Genomic DNA, 17,289 nt, shown 5'->3' on the forward strand with positions numbered 1-17,289 from the left:
TCATCCGGTGCGACAATGCAGTCCGAAGCGGAACACCAACGCCTTCTCGATATCCATTGAGAGATGGGGCCTCATACGGCTCATGCCTACGCTATCGGCACCCCAAACGTAGCCATCCCAGCTGAAATCAAGGTTGGCGCCAAAGTTTCCATTCATTGGTGGCCGAGTCGGTCAAATCGGCATTGGCTGGTCTAGATGGGCTCGGCTGGTACCTTCACCTCCGGCATCGCGCCGATCAGCATGCGGGCATAGTCGCTTTTCGGGGCGTCGAAGATGTGGGCGCAATCGCCTTGTTCGACGATTTCGCCGCGGTTGATCAGCGCCACGCGGTCGCAGAGGTAGCGGACGACGGCAAGGTCGTGGCTGATGAAGAAGTAGGTCAGGCCGAGCCGATCCTGCAGGTCGCACAGGAGGTTGAGCACCTGCGCCTGCACCGAGACATCGAGCGCCGAGGTGGGCTCGTCAAGGAGCAACAACTCAGGGCCTGAAGCAAGGGCGCGGGCGATGCAGATACGCTGGCGTTGGCCGCCGGAGAATTCGTGCGGGTAGCGGTGCAGGTGCTGTGGGCCCATCCCGACGAACGACAGAAGTTCGGCGGCGCGGTCGCTGCGCTGCCGGTTGCTCAGCCCGAGCGTCTCGTGGTGGATGACGAGAGGTTCAGTGATGATGTCGTAGACCGACATGCGAGGGTTGAGCGAGGCGTAGGGGTCCTGGAAGACGATCTGGACACGGGAGCGCAGGCGACGCAGTTCGGCGTCGGAAAGCTTGCCCAGATCCTGGCCCTGCACACGGATGCTGCCTGAGGTCGGGGTTTCAAGATGCAGGATAGAGCGGGTCAGCGTCGTCTTGCCTGAGCCGCTCTCGCCGACGAGGCCGAAGCTCTCGCCCTTGCGAACGCTGAGCGACACGTTCTTCAGCGCATGGACCTCTGCCGACGAGCCGAAGATGCCCCGACGGCCGGGATAGATCTTCGAGACGTTGTCGATCTCAAGCATGATGTCAGCCATGGACAAGCGTCTCCATCTCGGCCATGCGGATGCAGGCTGCCAAATGATCGTTTCCGACCGATATGGCCGGCGGCGTCGCTGCGGTGCAGGCAGGTTGGGCGAACTGGCAGCGCGGCGCAAAACGGCAGCCCGGCGGCGGCGTGATCAGGTTGGGCACCGCGCCCGCCAGTCCGCGAAGCTCGCCGCGCTTGGTCTCGCGTGTCGGGATCGCCGACATCAAGGCGCGTGTGTAGGGATGGACAGGATTGCCGATGACAGCTGCGACCGGCCCGCTTTCGACAATGTTGCCGGCATACATGACCGCGACATGGCTGCATGTCTGGGCGACCACGCCGAGATTGTGGGTGATCAGCACGACACCCATGTCGAAATCTTTGACGCTGTTCTTGATGAGCTCGAGAATCTGCGCCTGGACCGAGACGTCGAGCGCCGTTGTCGGCTCGTCGGCGATCAGCAGGTCGGGGCGGCCAATCAGCGCCATGGCGATCAGCACGCGTTGGCGCATGCCGCCGGAAAACTGGTGCGGATAGTCGTCGAGACGAGCCAGTGCGTTGGGGATGCCGATGCGGGCCAGCATCTCGCCGGCCAGTTTACGCGCGGCCTGGCGGCGTTCGCGCCGGCCGGCATTGGGCGAACAGCCAATCACGTCAGGATCGCGCTCGGCCGCCGCCAGCGCTACGTCGACGAGCTGCTCGCCGATGCGGAAGGCCGGGTTGAGGTTCGTCGTCGGGTCCTGGAAGATCATGCCGATGCGCTTGCCGCGCAGGCGCTGCATCTCGGACGCACTGAGCTTGAGCAGGTCCTGGCCCTCGAGCAGGATCTCGCCGGCGGTGTAGTGCGCCGGAGGCGTCGGCTGCAGACGCGAGACCGACAGCCCAGTCAGCGACTTGCCGCAGCCGCTCTCACCGACGAGACCCCAGATCTCGCCACGGTTCACGGTGAGGTTTATGCCGTTCAGCACGTGCGCCCGCCCGTCGAAGCTGGACATCCTGAGGTGCAGGTCGCGGATCGAAAGGAGAGGCTGGGTCATCTCAGCGCCTCGCCTTCGGGTCGAGGATGTCGCGCAGGCCATCGCCGAGCAGGTTGAAGCCGAACACGGCCAGGAACATCGCCATGCCGGGCGCCATCGCCGTCCACCAGTAATCGGGCATGTAGGAGCGCGAGACAGACAGCAGCGTGCCCCATTCCGGCGTCGGCGGACGGACGCCGATGCCGATGAAGCCGAGGCCGGCGACGGTCAGGATGGCGAAGCCCATGTCGAGCGACATCTTGACGATGATCGGCGAGACGACGTTGGGCAGAATGTGGCGAAACAGGATGCGCTTGGGCGTGGCGCCGAGCGCGCGGGCGGCCGTGACATAGACTTCCTCGCGCGCAGCGAGCACCTCGCCGCGCACCAGCCTCGCATAGCCAGGCCACCATGACAGGGCAATGGCGATTACCATGTTGCCGAAACCCGAGCCGAGGGCTGCGGCGATCGCCATGGCGAGGATCAGGCCGGGAATGGTCAGCGTCAGGTCGGTCAGGCGCATCAGCACCTCGTCGACCCAGCCCTTGGCAAAACCGGCGATGGCGCCGACCAGCGTGCCGATCACCGAGCCGATGAGCACGACGCCGAAGCCCGCGAGCACCGATACCGTGGTGCCGGCCATGACAAGCGACAGCACGTCCTGGCCGAGTTCGTTGGTGCCGAAGGGGTGAGCCGCCGATGGCGGCATGAAGCGAGAGGCGGTATCGACGCCGCCGGCCACGTGCTCGGGATACGGGGCGAGCACGGTGCCAAAGGCGGTGAAGAAGATCACCACGGCGACGATAGCCGCACCCAGCATCGACAGCCTGCTCTGCGAAAAGCGGAAGAAGGCCCGGCGCAGCCGGTCACGGCGGGGCGTGGCGAGATCGTCCGCGGTGTTGGGCTCGATCGTGGTCATGAATAGCGGACCTTGGGGTTGATGACGCCGTAAAGCAGGTCGATGATCAGGTTGGCGAAGACGAAGAGCAGGCCAATGACCAGGGCGACGCCGATCACCGGCATCATGTCCTGCGAGACGATGGCCTTGGTGGCGTAGAGGCCGAGGCCCGGCCAATCGAACACGGTCTCGACCAGCACCGTGCCGCCGAGCAGCCAGCCGAAATAGAGACCGATCACGGTCAGCGTGGCCGAGACGGCGTTGCGGGCAACGTACTTGGTGATGATCTTGCGCTGGGGCAGGCCAAGGGCGCGCGCCGTCATCACATAATCCTGCTGCATCACCTCGATCGTCGAGGCGCGCATCATGCGCATGATGGTGGCAAGCGGCGACAACGACATGGCGATCGCCGGAAGAGCGAGATGGCGCAGCGACATGAAGAACGCGTTCCAGTTGCCGGCGATCAAGGAATCGATGGTCAGGAAGCCGGTGACGAAGCGCGGCGGGATGACGATGATCGGCAGGCGGCCGCCCAACGGCAGCCACATCAACCACATCGCAAAACAGAGCTGCAGCAGCAGGCCGAGGAAGAAGCGCGGCATGGAAATCGCGCCGATGGCCGCCACCTGGGCTAGGTAGTCGGGCCAGCGGTTGCGCCAGATGGCGGTGACGAGGCCGAGCGGGATGCCTACGACAACGGCGATGAACATCGCCGCGAAGACGAGTTCGAGAGTTGCAGGGAGGTAGGCCTTGATATCGGCGGCGACGGGGCGGCGCGTCAGCAGCGACGTACCGAGGTCGCCATGGACCAGTCCGGAGACATAGGTGCCGTATTGCACCCAGATCGGCTTATCCAGGCCGTATTCGACGGCGAGTGCCGAGATCTCGGCTTTCGTGGCATTGGGACCTGCTGCGAGCGCTACCGGATCGCCCGGCAAAAGACGGGCGATGGCGAACATGATGATCGTCAGCCCGACAATGACTGGCACGAGCAGCAGGAGCCGACGCAGAATGAAACGCAGCATTGCCCATATCCTCCCGTTGGAGATTTGGCGGGCCCGGAGACCCGCCAAACATTTGACCTAGCTGAGCGACAGGCCCCAGGCTTCGATCGCGTTGGAGGCGACCGGCGTGAAGTGGTAGTCCTTCACGGTGTCGCGCATGGCCAGCTTGCGGCGCTCAAGCACGCCGAAGACGTCGGGGGCGTCCTCGACGACCTTCTTCTGGAATTCTCCATAGATGGTGACACGCTTGGCCTGGTCGATTTCCTTACGGCCGGCCTCGATGAGAGCGTCGACTTCCGGGTTTTTGTAAACCGCGTTCTGCCAGGCGCCGTTGCGCGACGAGTGGTAGGCGGCATAGGCGATGTTGTCCGGGTCGCCATAATTCGCGGTCTGGTAGACCGGGAACAGGTCCGGGAAGGTTTCGGGCGATTTGCAGGCGGTCACCATGTCGGGCCAGTTCATCGGCACGATCTCGAGCTCGATGTTCAGCTGCTTGAGGCTGTCGAGCATGATCAGTGCCCAGCGGCGCTGCTGCTCGAGACCCGAGACATGGTACATCTTGAGCTTGAAGCCGCCTTCCGGCTTGGCCGACTTCGCCATATATTCCTTGGCCTTGGCCATGTCGGTTCCGTAGGCAACGAGATTGGCATCGAAGCCAAGGATGCCCTTCGGCAGCGGGCCGTTCATCAAGTCTGCATAGCCTGCCGCATCGAGAATCGCCTGGTAGTTCGTGGCGTAGGAGATCGCCTTGCGCAGGTTGATGTCGGTGCACGGACCGTGCTGCGTGTTCATCTTGATCGAGAAGGTGCGATATTCCGGCTCGACGACGCTGACAACGCCCGACGCTCCCTTCAGGGCGTCCATGTCCTCGCTAGTGAGGTCAGTGGCGATATGGGCTTCGCCGCGCTGGATCATAAGGCGCTGGGTCGCAGTCTCGCGCACGATCTGCCAGATCACGCCCTCGAGATTGCCGCCTCCGGCCTGCCATGCTTCCGGCGCGCGCGCCAGCTGGTAGAGCGTGCCGACCTCGAAGCGGGCGACAGTAAACGGACCGGAACCTGCAGTGTTTGTCATCAGGTAGGTTTCGCCTGAATCACTACCGAGATTGGCCTCGACCACCGCCTTCTCGACGATGAAGATCCACGGCAGCACCTGCAGGAACGGCGCGAAAGGGGCAGTGAGCTTGAACTTGACCGTGCCGGCGTCGACGGCGGTAACGCCATCGGCCGTGACGATGTCGCGGATCATCCAGGAGTTGCCCTTTGCGAGCTTCAGCGCGCGGGCGAAGGAGTAGACCACATCGTCAGCGGTAACGGCGTTGCCGGAGTGGAACTTGGCAGCCTTGTTCAGCACGAAAGTGAATTCAGTGCCGTCGGGGCTGACCGTCCAGCTCTCGGCGATACCGGGCGCGGGCACCGGCGGATTGCCTGAGATGCGCACCAGCGGATCATAGACGTTGCGCATGAAGAACGAGGCGGAATAGCCCGTCGCGGTGTGCGGGTCGAAATTGGGAATGTCCTGGCCGGCCGCGATGATCAGGACGCCGCCTGACTGGGCGAAAAGTTGGCGCGGGAAAACCGTGGTGGCGAGACCCACGCCGGCGAGCGCCAGCAGGCCGCGCCGCGAGATGTTGAACTGGTCAGAGGTCATTGCATTGCTCCTGTCGAATGTCTGGTCATCATTGCAAATGGGCGGCGCCAGTCGGCCGGGCGCCGCCGGATCTCGATGGGGCGGTCAGGCCCAGGCCACGTTCTCCTGCGGCGCCACGGTGCCAGAGGTTCCCGGTTCGTGGCGGTAGTTGAGCGCGACGTGGTCGGGCGTGACGAAACCAAGAGCGAGGTCGCGGGAGATTGCTGCCGGAGAACGCTCGGCGGAGTTGCCATAGCCGGAGCCGCCGGCGAGCACGAGCTCGACCACCTGGTCGGTCCGGTGCAGCGACACCAGCTCGCCGGTGCCGCAATCGCGCAGCACGCGGCCGTCGGTGGAGAGCACCCTACCGCGGGCGCCGCCGCCGGCCCGGCCGCCGAACAGGCCGTCGATCGGGTTGTCGACGCCCTCTGGATAGACGGAGACGAGCATCTCCAGACCGTCCTCATCACGCTTGCGGAAGCGCACGACCTGGCCGAGGCCGCCGCGCATCTTGCCGGCACCGCCGCTGTCGGCGCGGAACGCCTTCTCCAGCACGAGCACGGGCACGCGGCTTTCCATCAGTTCGATGGACGTGTTGGCAGCTGAGGTCGGCCACAGCAGCGAGGAGTGGCCGTCGCCGCGCTCGGAGCCGCCTTGGCCGCCGCCGCAGAAGAGCATGTCCGAATAGAACTGCCCGTCAGTGGTCTTGCCGTAGATGTTTGCGGCAACGGCAAGCCCGGTGAATGATTGCACCATGTCGGGCGAGGCCGAGGCGAGTGCGGCGAAGATATTCGGCGCGAGATACCAGCCGGTGCGGGTACGCAGGTTCACGGCTGCCGGATAGGTCGGGTTCAGGATCGAACCTTCGGGCGCGGTCACGGTGAACGGGCGGTAGCAGCCGGCATTGCCGCGCACCGCCGGTGTCAGCATACACTTCAGCGGATAGGTTGCATGCGCTGCAGTGTAATTCAATGTAGAGTTAAGGCCACCCTGCGGCAACTGCGGCGGGGCGCCGTCGAAATCGACCGTGATGCTGTCGCCTTCGACCTTGACCAGGACCGGGTAGGTGATGGTCTCACCGAGCGGGTTGTTGGTGATGACCGAGCGGTACTCGCCATCGGGCAAAGCCCGGATCGCGTCGCGCATGGCCTTTTCTGACAGGCCCTGCACCACTTCGGCAAGGGCGCCGAGATCATGCATGCCATAGTCGTGCATGAAGGCGTCGAGACGTTCCGCACCGAGCTTGTTGGCCGCGACGAAGGAGAAGATGTCGCCCAGCACCTGTTCGCCGTTGCGGACGTTCTGGCGGATGAGCTGGATCAGCGTCTCATTGGGGCGACCTTCCTCGAAGATCTTCATCGGCGGGATCTGCAGGCCTTCTTCGTAGATCTCGCGGGCATGCAGCGAGTCCTTGGTGCCGCCGATGTCCGAGACGTGGCCGACGGTGCCCATCAGGCCGACGAGCTTGCCATTGCGGAAGGCCGGCGTCACGATGGCGATGTCGAACAGATGCCCGGCGCACAGCCACGGATCGTTGGTGATCAGCACGTCGCCCGGCTTCAGCGTCTCCGCCGGGTAGCGGGCCAGCAGCGCCTTGACCGCGCGGGGCAGGGTCAGGTTGAACACCGGCATGGCGCGCGGACTGTGGGCCAGGGTCTCACCGTCCTTGTCGAGCAACTCGCAGGCGAAGTCCTGTGCCTCGGCGATGACGAGCGAGAAGGCGGTGCGGCAGACGGTCAGCCACATTTCCTCGACAACGTTGACGAGGCGCGACCACATGATCTCGAGACCGATCGGGTCGCCCTTGATGCGGGCAACGGCCTCGGCACGGGTCATCTCGTCGGTGACGAAAGCTTCCGCGGCCTTGAGCGCGCCGACCTGCACGCAAAGGTTCTGGCCGGCGTCGATGGTGACGCTGTCGGACGGGCCGATGACGGTGGTGGACTCACGTTCCTCGATGATCGCGGGACCGGCGATGGTGTCGCCGCTGCGCAGCGCATAACGGTCGTAGACGGCCGTCTCGAACTTGCCCTCGTCGAACCAGCAGATGCGGTGGCCCTTAATCCGGGCTGCGGTATCGCCGCCGCCGGTGGCGCCGGTGAGCGAAAGCTGCGGCGTCGGGCCGGCGACGCGGACGCGGAAGTTGACGGATTCGAAGCGCGCGCCCTCGAAAGGTTCGGCATAGCGGGCCGAATAAGCGCGAACGAAGGCTTCGCGAATGGCCGGCAGATCGGCTTCGCCGAGCGTGGTCGTGGGCAGCTGCACGCTGATGTCGTGCATCTGGCCGACGAGGCGCATGTCGGCGCTGCGCTCGACAACGATGTCGCCTGCTGCGATGCCGGAGCGGGTCAGCTGGTGGCGTCCCTCGTCTTCTAGGGCGGTCAGCACGCCATTGACGGCGTCCGTATCAAAACCGGTCTTCAACTCGACGCGCAGCGACCGCACGCCCTCGAAGGACAAGGGAGCCGCGAGGAAACCGAGCGCCGATGCAGCACCCGATGCCGGCGGGATCAGCACGGAGCTGATGCCCATCGCACGCGCGACGTCGACCGCATGGGCCGGGCCGGCGCCGCCGAAACCGACCATGGAGTATTCGCGCGGATCCTTGCCACGCTCGACAAGGTGCACCCGCGCGGCCGAGGCCATGCTCTCGACGACCACCTTGTGGATGCCGAGTGCGGCTTCTTCGATCGTCAGGTTCAGCGGCTCGGCGACGCGGGCGATGGCGGCGCGGGCTGCCTCTAGGTCGAGCTTCATGCGACCGCCGAGGAAGAAGTTGGGATCGTAATAGCCAAGCGTGAGGTTGGCGTCGGTAACCGTCGGCTGCTTGCCGCCCATGCCGTAGCAGGCCGGGCCCGGGTCGGAGCTGGCGGAATGCGGGCCGACCTTCAGCAGGCCAACGTCGTCGATGGCGGCGATTGAGCCGCCGCCGGCGCCGATCTCGATCATCTCGATGACAGGCGCCTTGATCGGCAGGCCGGAGCCCTTGACGAAGCGGTGGACGCGCGCGGCTTCCATCATCGGCGAGATCTCGGCGCGGCCGTCCTCGATCATGCAAGCCTTTGCGGTGGTGCCGCCCATGTCGAAGGAAATGACGTCGGACAGGCCGGCCGCCTTGCCGAACAGTGCGGTGGCGAGGCCGCCGCCGGCCGGGCCGCTTTCCAGCAGCCGGATCGGGAAGTCGCGTGCGGTTTCCAGCGACATCAGGCCGCCGGCGGAATGCATCAGCCTGAGCGCGCCCGCAAAGCCTGCACCACGCAGCGACTTCTCGAGCTTGGTCAAGTAGCGGTGCATCAAGGGCTGCACGAAGGCGTTGGCGCAGGTGGTGACCATGCGCTGGTATTCGCCCATCTCGGCCACGACCTCGCTTGAGATCGAGATCGACAGATCCGGGAACGCGGCGCGGATGATGTCGGCGGCGCGGCGCTCATGCGCCGGATTGGCGTAGGAATGCATGAAGGCGATGGCCACCGCCTCGCAGCCTTGTGCGACGAGCGCCTTGGCGGCCTGCAGGACCTGTGCTTCGTCGAGCGCCGTTTCCGCCTCACCCGAGGCCTTCATGCGCTCGTCGACCTCGAAGCGCATGTCGCGGCTGACCATTGGGTCGGGGAAGGAGACGAACAGGTCGTAGATGTCGTAGCGCTGCTCGGTGCCCATTTCGAGCAGGTCGCGGAAGCCGCGCGTCGTGATCATGCCGACCGGCGCACCCTTGCGCTCAATGACGGCATTGGTGACCAGGGTCGTGCCGTGGACGATCTCGCCGACGTCGCTGTGCTTGATGCTCTGGAGATCAAGCAATTCCTGTAGGCCGACCAGCGCTGCCTGGGACGGATCGTGCGGCGTCGTCAGGCGCTTGTGCAGCGTGACCGAGTGGTTCTGGCTGTCATAGAGCACGAAGTCGGTGAAGGTTCCACCAATGTCGAACCCCACGCGCCAGCGGTTGGGCAGATCACTCATTACATGATGTCCTTTTCTTCAAATCCGAGGGGCGACGAAAGCGCTGTCGCCCAGGTCCTCGGCTATGCGGGCGGCCCCCTTGGCGAGGGCGGCGATCATCTCGTCGCGGCCTTTGGTGTCGACGAGTGCGTGTGGGTAGACGATGCAGAGGCTGACGGCTTCGTCGGTGCGTGGGTCGGCGACCGAAATCGCGATCGCGTCGACGCCGGGGGTGGCTTCCTGGCTCGAATAGGCGAAGCCCTGGTGCCGTACTTTTGAGAGCTGCTCGGGCAGGTCCGCAAGCGCGACGTGTCCAGCGTAGAGCGCATGCACCTCGTCATCGTTGAGCCGCGCCAGGAGCGACCGGCCCGTCGAGCTGAGATGGGCGGGCAGGCGTCGGCCGATGTTGCTGACGACGCGAAGTGCATTTGTGCCCTGGAAGTCGGCCACAGCGGTCACTTCCTTGCCGTCGCGCACGGAGATGTACCCGGTATGGCCAAAAGTGGCGCTGGCTTCGGCGACCACATCGCTGGCGCGGCCGATCAGCAGCGAGGAACGGCGGTAGGCGGCGGCGAGATCGAGCATCAGGCGGCCCGGGCGGTGCCGGTGGCTGTCGCCGATCGTCTCCAGCATATTGGCCTCGCGCATCGCCTTCAACAGGCGTGACGCGTTGGCCTTCGGCATGCCCAGCAGTCTCACGACGTCCGAGACCGTAAGGTCGGGACAGTCGTTGCCGAAGCACCTCAGCACATCCGCGGCATTGTTCAGGACCGACATTGCTCCTCCGAGTCGTTCCATTAAATGGAACTCGTGTTCCATTTTTTGAGACTAATGCTCTCGTCCGTTCATGCGGTCAAGCTAAAAAATGAGCCGACTTTCCGATGCCTGGTGGCAAGCGGCATCGCGGATCGAACAGGCAAAGCTCCGCCCATCCCGGCTGCGGCGCCGGGATCGAGCGAAGTCGTCAGATCAAGAAATTGATTTTATTGGCGCGGCCGCCCTCAGGCGGCGCCGCGCACCTCGACGAGCCGGGCCAGCAGGCTGGCGCCGACGGGCAGGATCGTGTCGTCGAAAATGAATCCGGAATTGTGCAGCGGAACGGTTCCGCCATGCCCCAGATTGAAGAAAGCGCCTGGAACCACGCGCAGGAGATCGGCCATGTCCTCCGATCCCATCGTCAGTTCCGCGTTCGGCTGTGCCTTGTCGCCGACGATCTCCTGAGCCACCTCGATGAGGTTGCCGACCCGCTCCGGATCGTTCGACAGCACGTCGAAGATGTTGCGGATATCGGCCACGATCTCGATTTCGTGGGCGAGCGCGAAGCCGGCGCAGAGCTTGCGGATGCGGCTTTCGATCATTACGCCATCGGCGTCGTCGAAATAGCGGAAGGTACCGCGCAGGACCGCTGTTTCCGGAATGACATTGTAGGCGGAACCGGCATGGAACTGCGTCACCGAGACGACGGCGGGGTGCGTCGGATCGGTGTTGCGCGAGACGATTTCCTGCATTTCCTTGATCAGGCCGGAGCCGATGGTGATCGGATCACGGCTGGCCTGGGGCATGGCTCCATGGCTGCCGCGGCCGTGGATCGTGATGTCGAAGAAGCTGGCGCCGGCCTGTGCCTTGCCCGGCCGGATCGTCAACTGGGAATGGCCCTGATAGGGCGAATTGTGCATTCCATAGAGCTCGTCGCAGGGGAAACGGTCGAACAAGCCGTCGCGCAGCATGGCGCGCGCACCTCCGAGACCTTCCTCCGCAGGCTGGAAGATCAGCACGGCGCGGCCCGAGAAATCGCGGTTTCCCGCGAGGTAGCGCGCAGCACCCAAAAGCATGGCGGTATGCCCGTCATGGCCGCAGCCATGGAACACCCCGGGGTTCTTCGAGGCGTAGGGCAGATTGGTCAGCTCGTCCATCGGCAGGGCGTCCATGTCTGCGCGCAAGCCGATGCTGCGCCCCGGCTTGTTGCCCTCGATGACGCCGACAAGGCCGGTGCCGCCAATGCCACGCTCGACGGTTACACCCCAGCTGGCAAGCAGATCCGCCACGCGTTGGGATGTACGATGCTCCTCGAAACCGAGCTCGGGATGCTGGTGGAAATCCTGGCGTATCTCGGTGAGATCATGGGCGAACTGGGCAATCTGTTCAATCACAGGCATGGCGACCGTCTTTCGTGGCTTTGGCCTGTCAGTGGCACTGGCGTCTTGTGAAGGCAAGCGTTTCGTCCTAGGCGTCGAAGATGTGAAGGCAGGTGCGGGTCAACCGACCAGTGGGCGCCTGCGCTTCAGACCCAGCTGCCTGAAAGAGGAAAAGATGTCAGCACAGACGATCGAGACAATTGCGGAAGAAGCCGGGCAGTGGCGCCGCCACCTGCACCAGAATCCCGAACTCCTGTTCGATCTGCCCGAGACATCGGCCTTCGTCGCCGACAAGCTGAAGTCCTTCGGCTGCGATGAGGTTGTCACCGGCATCGCCAAGACGGGTGTCGTCGCGGTGGTGAAGGGCAAGCTGGGCGCCGGCCGCACCATCGGCCTGCGCGCCGACATGGACGCGCTGCCGATCGCCGAGCAGACCAACCTGGCTCACGCTTCGAAGAACCCCGGCAAGATGCACGCCTGCGGCCATGACGGCCATACCGCCATGCTTTTGGGTGCCGCGCGCCATCTTGCCTCGACCCGGGACTTTGTCGGCACGGCCGTGCTGATCTTCCAGCCGGCCGAAGAGGGCGGCGCCGGCGGCCGTGTTATGCTCGAAGAAGGACTGCTCGAACGCTTCGGCATCGAGGAGGTGTTCGGCATGCACAACGAGCCCGGCCTGCCTGTCGGTTCCTTCGCGATCAAGCCGGGTCCGATGCTGGCCGCCGCCGACCGCTTCGTGGTCACGCTGAACGGCAAGGGCTCGCATGCCGCCTCGCCGCATGAATCGCGTGATCCCGTGCTGATGGCAGCGCATCTGGTGACGGCGCTGCAGTCGATCGCCTCACGCAACGTCGATCCCTTCGACCCGGTCGTCGTCTCGGTCACCTATCTCGCCGGCGGTAGCGCGGCGGCACTCAACGTCATTCCGGAGCAGGCCATCGTCGGCGGCACGATCCGCACTATCAATCCGCAGACGCGCAAGGCCGTCGAGCAGCGCTTCAGGGATATCGTCGCCAACACTGCGCGCCTGTTCGAGGCCCAGGCTGAGATCGACTGGCGCCCCGGCTACCCGGTGACCGTCAACGACCCCGAGATGACCAAGGCGGCGATCTCAGTCGCCTCGGGCGTCGCCGGCGTGGATAAGGTCAATGGCAACTGCCAGTGCACGATGGGCGCGGAGGATTTCTCCTACATGCTCGAAAAGCGCCCCGGTGCCATCATCTGGCTCGGCAACGGTGACTCCGCCGGACTGCACAACCCAGCCTATGACTTCAATGACGACGCCATTCTTCATGGCGTTCGCTACTGGACGGCGCTCGTCAGCGAACGACTGTCGTCCCCAGACCCGCATTGAGGACATGGCGATCCTCGTGCGTACGGTCCATTGTGGCCCGCACGTGAGTGAGAGCAAGCAGCATGCGTACGAAGCTGATCAAGGTGTTCGCCATTGGCCCGGCATTGCCTCACTTTAGGCCGATGGCAATCGTCCCAATCAAAGCGCTCCGACTGGCGAGGGGGGTCTCGCGGCCCCATACCCTACACTGTATGGCGGCAGGCGGGGGTCATCCTTGATGAAGCGGGTCGGGTTATCCGGAAAGGACGCGCGGTAATCTTCAACGCCAGTTGCGAGAGCGCCTCACAGCTTGATCGAACAGATGCCGACGGCGTGCGCGATCTGTTGTCCGCGCAACAGAGGTGGCATTGTCGTGCCCAACCGCCGGAAGGTCAACGCCGAGTGCCAACGTCGCGAGAGAGGCACAACCATAGCTGGTCAGCTCGTCGAACGACGTATTTTTGATATCGCGACCCAGGCTGTCAGCGAGAAATTCTACAAAATAGGCACTTCGCGAGAGACCGCCGTCGACGGATAGGCTTTTGGTGATGGCAATCCGACTCGCCATCGCCTCAACCACCTCGACAGTTGCCAAGGCAATACCTTCCAGAGCCGACTGAAGCATTTGCTCTCGCGTCGTATCGGCCGTGATACCTATCCACACTCCCGCAGCGCTTCGGTCCCAGTAAGGACAGGCTAGCCCCGAAAGCGCCGGGACAAATACCAACCCGCTATCTAGCGCAGTACGGCCTTCGAAGGCTTGCAGGTCCTCGTAGCTCTTCATCAATCCGATGCGGCCCAGCCACTCGACCGCCGATCCGGCATCATAGACGCCACCATCAACGGCATAGACGGTCTCGTTGGGCGTCTGCCAGGCGACCGTGGGCAGCAGGCCGATCTCCGGACTGCGCACGATCTGCGCACCGGTCACCGCCAGGGCGAAAGCGCCGGTGCCGAACGTGATCTTGGCATCGCCTGCCTTCCGGCAGCCATGACCGAAGAGGGCAGCCTGCTGGTCGACCAGCGATGCGGTGATCGGAACCTTGCCGACGCTGCCGAACACATGGCCCGCCGATGGCACGATGGCTGGGAGTGTCTCAAGCGGCACACAGAAAATCCGACAAAGCTCCTCGTCCCAGTCCAAGGTCTCGAGATTCATCAGCGAGGTGCGCGATGCCGTCGTCGCATCGGTGACGTAGCGGCCAGCGAGGCGATCGAGGAAGAACGCATCGGTGGTGCCGAGGCGCAGCCGACCGGCCCGATGCGCATCACGGGCGGCAGGCAGGTTCTGCAGGATCCATCCGAGCTTGGAAGCGGAGAAATAGGGATCGAGCGGCAGGCCCGCACGCTCCAGCGTCATCGCCTCGACGCCTTCGGCGCGCATCTGTTCGATCACGTCCTTGGTTCTATTGTCCTGCCAGACGATGACCGGCGACAGCGGCTCGCCCGATATGGCGTCCCATGCGAGGCAGCTTTCGCCCTGGTTGTCGATACCAAGGGCATCGACCTCTCCAGCAACCTCGATACAGGCGGCAACGTTGCGCAGCAGTTCGAGCGGATCGTGCTCTACCCAGCCGGGGTTTGGATAGTGCTGGGCATGGCGAACGGAATGTGCAACGCGCAGGAGCCCGTTGCCGTCGGCCAGGAGGACGCGGGTCGAAGTGGTTCCCTGGTCGATCGCAGCGATCCGCATCATGCCGTCCCATCCGTTTCGAAGCTGATCGAAATTGCCCCCGCTGTGGTCCCGGCGGCAAGCAGGTCTGCAAGAGGTATCAGGATTCGGCGCTCGGGCAGCACACTCATGCGCCTCTGCCAAATAGTCCTGCCCTCGCTCTCGGCTCGTAGAGTGCCCTTGCCGACCGCACTGACGCGGAGCTGGAGATGTCCGAGACCAGCATGTGCAGACGGCACCGCAATGCGCTGAGGCACTGCAAGCTTGAGCCCTGAGCCGCACTCGATCCCGATGGCGCGATCGGATACCGGCAGTGCTCCCTCGATATCGTCGGCGACAAAATTGCCGATCCGCTTGCCTTCCCGGAACGACCAGCCGGCGGTCTCGATCGGTCGCAGCAAATTGCCTGCCGCGAAATAGGTTGGATCGCTGCAACGCCCGTACTGATCGATGACGGGACCGCCGGAACCAGCATCGACCTTTAGATGGCTCAGGCGTGCAAGCGCCGATTCAGGTACGAAACGACCGGTCAGGAGCACACCGTCGCACGCAACTTCACGGGTGCTTCCATCCGAAAGCTGAAGATCCACAGCTTCGACCCGTCCGCCGCCCCTGATGTCGGAGATCGACGCACCATAGTGGATAGGAATACCAAGCAATCTCGGAAACAGGCCGAGCGGGCGCCGTGCGGTGGAGCGATCGCCCGCTTCGACAACCGCCACCGGACGGATGCCGGCCTTCCAGCACGTCAGCACGGCCGACAGGCTGACCAGTTCCGTGCCGACGATAACCGGCCGACGGAACGGCTTCAGACGTTCGATATAGATGCTGTGCTGCAGGGTCCCGGTGGTGATGACGCCAATCGGTCGGTCGCCGGTCACGAACCTGGCGGAACGCGGCGCTTCGCGCGCCCCCGTGGCCAGAACGACGCGGTCAGCGATCAGCTCGCCCACACCCGCCGGTGTGGTGACGACCAGCCTGCCCGAGGGATGCAAGGCGGTAACCGACGTACCAAGCCTGATGTCGACCCCTGCTTCCGTCGCTGACCGGCAAAGCCGCCTGGCGTAGGCAGGTCCATCTAGGATGCGTCCGAATTCCCGCATGCCGAAGGGCGGATGACCGCAATGCCGTGGCACGCCACCGGCGGAGTCTTCGCGCTCCAATACGGTCACCCCGGTGATGCCCCGGGCGCGCAGGGCAAGTGCGGCTGCAATGCCAGCAGGGCCTCCACCAACGATTGCGACGCTCACCCTCTCAGTCATCCTGCGTCTCCACTGCCAATGGCTCGGCCAGCTTGCCGGCGGCGAGTGCAGAGACACGTGCCTGGCAGTAAAATCCTTGGCAGCGCCCCATTCCGGCGCGCGTGCGGCGCTTCAACCCGCCTGCATCTCCGGCTGGCAACGGACCTTGGAGCGCGTTTTCGATCTCCCGGCACGTGACCAGTTCGCAGTGGCAGACGATCTCGCCGTGGTTCTCGGCCTGCCAGTCGCGCTGAAGATGTTCGGCCAAGTTTGGCACAGATGGCCATCGCGGGTCTGCAGGCGGCGCCAGGGGCTGCCGATCGAATTCGGCATGGAGCTGACTGACATGTCTGGCAATGCCGAGTGCAGCCGTCAGTCCAGTCGAGCGGATACCGCCAACGCTGATCCATTGCTGCGCGGGTCTCGCAGTGATCCGATATTCCTTGCGCTCGGTCGCGGGCCGCAGACCGGCATAGATCGCGGTGACGGGAACGTCCGCCAATGCCGGGATCATCTCGATTGCCTTGGCGACAAGCATCCGCAACGTCGTTTCATCGACGTTGGCGCGAGTGCGATCAGGCTGCTCCTCGGCCGTCGGGCCGATCAGGACGTTGCCGAAGATGGTTCGTGCGATCACGACACCTTTCGTGCGCTCATTGGGCACGGGCAGGATGGTGGTGCGGATATGCGCCGCGGCTGCCTTGTCAAAAACGACGAACTGGCCCTTTCGAGGCATGATTGTGAAGTCCGAGGCTCCGAGCAGGCGCTTTTCCAGCACGTCACCGAAAAGGCCGGCGCAATTGATCACCGTCCGCGCCATGAAAGTGCCGCGCGAGGTCTCGAGGGACCAGTTCCCATCTGTCAACTCGCCGCCGATCACTTCGGCATTGAACAGGGCCGTTGCTCCGTTAGACACGGCCTGGGTCAGATAGGCGAGCGGCGCCGACCAGGGGTCGATGACGTGTTCGCCGGGGACCAGCAGCGCGGCGCGAGCCGACATGGCGAGCTGCGGCTCGCGTGCCAGGACTTCCGATCTGTCCAGCATCCGGACGTCGTGGACGCCGTTTGTGCGTGCCTGGACTTCAATGTCGCCGAGTTTTGCCACATCCTGCTCAGACCACGCGACGACCATCGCACCCGTTTCGAGGACAGGCAGGTTCAGGCGCTCGCGGATTTCCATATATTCGCGGTAACCGGCCTGCATGCAGGCCAGTTCGACGCTGCCGGGCGGTGCGTCGAAACCGGTGTGCAGCAGCGCGCTGTTGGCCTTGCTGGCCCCCGCCAGGATGTCCGGCGCCTTTTCGAGCAGCAGCACGCGCGCGCCATCCAGTGCGAAGCGCCTGGCGACAGCGCAACCAACGACGCCGCCACCGACGACGGCAACGTCGAATAAGCCAGATTGGCTTGTCATCATCTCACTCTTGA

The 17,289-nt window shown here is 64.3% G+C and carries 12 protein-coding genes; 1 reads left to right on the top strand and 11 read right to left on the bottom strand.

Going from position 1 to position 17,289, the window contains the following annotated elements; genetic code table 11:
* Positions 1 to 191: 191 nt before the first annotated feature.
* The 8 genes from NDO48_RS23960 to NDO48_RS23995 all read right to left on the bottom strand — a co-directional run bounded on the left by NDO48_RS23960 (position 192) and on the right by NDO48_RS23995 (position 11,639).
* Complete coding sequence (locus NDO48_RS23960; RefSeq protein WP_267322505.1) at positions 192 to 1,007, bottom strand: ATP-binding cassette domain-containing protein; 816 nt, start codon at positions 1,005 to 1,007, stop codon at positions 192 to 194.
* The gene (locus NDO48_RS23965; protein ID WP_267322506.1) at positions 1,000 to 2,037 is read right to left on the bottom strand and encodes an ABC transporter ATP-binding protein; all 1,038 of its coding nucleotides are present in this window, start codon (positions 2,035 to 2,037) and stop codon (positions 1,000 to 1,002) included. The genes NDO48_RS23960 and NDO48_RS23965 overlap by 8 nt, the downstream gene beginning before the upstream one ends.
* 1 nt (position 2,038) lies before the next feature.
* Positions 2,039 to 2,935: an ABC transporter permease gene (locus NDO48_RS23970; RefSeq protein ID WP_267322507.1), complete on the bottom strand. Its 897-nt coding sequence runs from the start codon at positions 2,933 to 2,935 to the stop codon at positions 2,039 to 2,041.
* Positions 2,932 to 3,939: an ABC transporter permease gene (locus NDO48_RS23975; RefSeq protein WP_267322508.1), complete on the bottom strand. Its 1,008-nt coding sequence runs from the start codon at positions 3,937 to 3,939 to the stop codon at positions 2,932 to 2,934. The genes NDO48_RS23970 and NDO48_RS23975 overlap by 4 nt, the downstream gene beginning before the upstream one ends.
* Before the next feature lie 57 nt (positions 3,940 to 3,996).
* The gene (locus NDO48_RS23980) at positions 3,997 to 5,568 is read right to left on the bottom strand and encodes an ABC transporter substrate-binding protein (RefSeq protein WP_267322509.1); all 1,572 of its coding nucleotides are present in this window, start codon (positions 5,566 to 5,568) and stop codon (positions 3,997 to 3,999) included.
* Between the two features lie 84 nt (positions 5,569 to 5,652).
* Positions 5,653 to 9,504, bottom strand: a complete 3,852-nt coding sequence (locus NDO48_RS23985) for a hydantoinase B/oxoprolinase family protein (RefSeq protein ID WP_267322510.1) — start codon at positions 9,502 to 9,504, stop codon at positions 5,653 to 5,655.
* Between the two features lie 18 nt (positions 9,505 to 9,522).
* A complete protein-coding gene (locus NDO48_RS23990; RefSeq protein WP_267322511.1) occupies positions 9,523 to 10,260 on the bottom strand; it encodes an IclR family transcriptional regulator in 738 nt (245 codons plus the stop codon).
* A gap of 224 nt (positions 10,261 to 10,484) precedes the next feature.
* On the bottom strand, positions 10,485 to 11,639 hold the full coding sequence (locus NDO48_RS23995) for a M20 aminoacylase family protein (protein ID WP_018431185.1): 1,155 nt from the start codon (positions 11,637 to 11,639) through the stop codon (positions 10,485 to 10,487).
* A 154-nt stretch (positions 11,640 to 11,793) separates the two neighbouring features.
* On the opposite strand from NDO48_RS23995, the gene NDO48_RS24000 reads away from it, so the two are divergent.
* Entirely contained in the window at positions 11,794 to 12,972 is a 1,179-nt protein-coding gene (locus tag NDO48_RS24000; RefSeq protein ID WP_026227847.1) for a M20 aminoacylase family protein, read from the top strand.
* Between the two features lie 259 nt (positions 12,973 to 13,231).
* Here NDO48_RS24000 and NDO48_RS24005 read toward each other — a convergent pair whose 3' ends face one another.
* The 3 genes from NDO48_RS24005 to NDO48_RS24015 are packed head-to-tail and all read right to left on the bottom strand — an operon-like array spanning position 13,232 to position 17,278.
* Positions 13,232 to 14,644: an FGGY-family carbohydrate kinase gene (locus tag NDO48_RS24005; protein ID WP_416377220.1), complete on the bottom strand. Its 1,413-nt coding sequence runs from the start codon at positions 14,642 to 14,644 to the stop codon at positions 13,232 to 13,234.
* Positions 14,644 to 15,885, bottom strand: coding sequence for an NAD(P)/FAD-dependent oxidoreductase (locus NDO48_RS24010; RefSeq protein ID WP_267322512.1), 1,242 nt, complete (start codon positions 15,883 to 15,885; stop codon positions 14,644 to 14,646). The genes NDO48_RS24005 and NDO48_RS24010 overlap by 1 nt, the downstream gene beginning before the upstream one ends.
* On the bottom strand, positions 15,878 to 17,278 hold the full coding sequence (locus NDO48_RS24015; RefSeq protein ID WP_267322513.1) for an NAD(P)/FAD-dependent oxidoreductase: 1,401 nt from the start codon (positions 17,276 to 17,278) through the stop codon (positions 15,878 to 15,880). The genes NDO48_RS24010 and NDO48_RS24015 overlap by 8 nt, the downstream gene beginning before the upstream one ends.
* Positions 17,279 to 17,289 lie beyond the last annotated feature (11 nt).

Source organism: Aminobacter sp. MET-1 (assembly GCF_026521175.1).
Lineage (GTDB): Bacteria > Pseudomonadota > Alphaproteobacteria > Rhizobiales > Rhizobiaceae > Aminobacter.

What these genes read in the sequence shown, in the direction of transcription:
- NDO48_RS23965 (WP_267322506.1), bottom strand. Translation starts at nt 2,037, where the DNA reads ATGACCCAGCCTCTCCTTTCGATCCGCGACCTGCACCTCAGGATGTCC.
- NDO48_RS23995 (WP_018431185.1), bottom strand. Translation starts at nt 11,639, where the DNA reads ATGCCTGTGATTGAACAGATTGCCCAGTTCGCCCATGATCTCACCGAG.
- NDO48_RS23985 (WP_267322510.1), bottom strand. Translation starts at nt 9,504, where the DNA reads ATGAGTGATCTGCCCAACCGCTGGCGCGTGGGGTTCGACATTGGTGGA.
- NDO48_RS23980 (WP_267322509.1), bottom strand. Translation starts at nt 5,568, where the DNA reads ATGACCTCTGACCAGTTCAACATCTCGCGGCGCGGCCTGCTGGCGCTC.
- NDO48_RS23960 (WP_267322505.1), bottom strand. Translation starts at nt 1,007, where the DNA reads ATGGCTGACATCATGCTTGAGATCGACAACGTCTCGAAGATCTATCCC.
- NDO48_RS24005 (WP_416377220.1), bottom strand. Translation starts at nt 14,644, where the DNA reads ATGCGGATCGCTGCGATCGACCAGGGAACCACTTCGACCCGCGTCCTC.
- NDO48_RS23970 (WP_267322507.1), bottom strand. Translation starts at nt 2,935, where the DNA reads ATGACCACGATCGAGCCCAACACCGCGGACGATCTCGCCACGCCCCGC.
- NDO48_RS24015 (WP_267322513.1), bottom strand. Translation starts at nt 17,278, where the DNA reads ATGATGACAAGCCAATCTGGCTTATTCGACGTTGCCGTCGTCGGTGGC.
- NDO48_RS23975 (WP_267322508.1), bottom strand. Translation starts at nt 3,939, where the DNA reads ATGCTGCGTTTCATTCTGCGTCGGCTCCTGCTGCTCGTGCCAGTCATT.
- NDO48_RS24010 (WP_267322512.1), bottom strand. Translation starts at nt 15,885, where the DNA reads ATGACTGAGAGGGTGAGCGTCGCAATCGTTGGTGGAGGCCCTGCTGGC.
- NDO48_RS24000 (WP_026227847.1), top strand. Translation starts at nt 11,794, where the DNA reads ATGTCAGCACAGACGATCGAGACAATTGCGGAAGAAGCCGGGCAGTGG.
- NDO48_RS23990 (WP_267322511.1), bottom strand. Translation starts at nt 10,260, where the DNA reads ATGTCGGTCCTGAACAATGCCGCGGATGTGCTGAGGTGCTTCGGCAAC.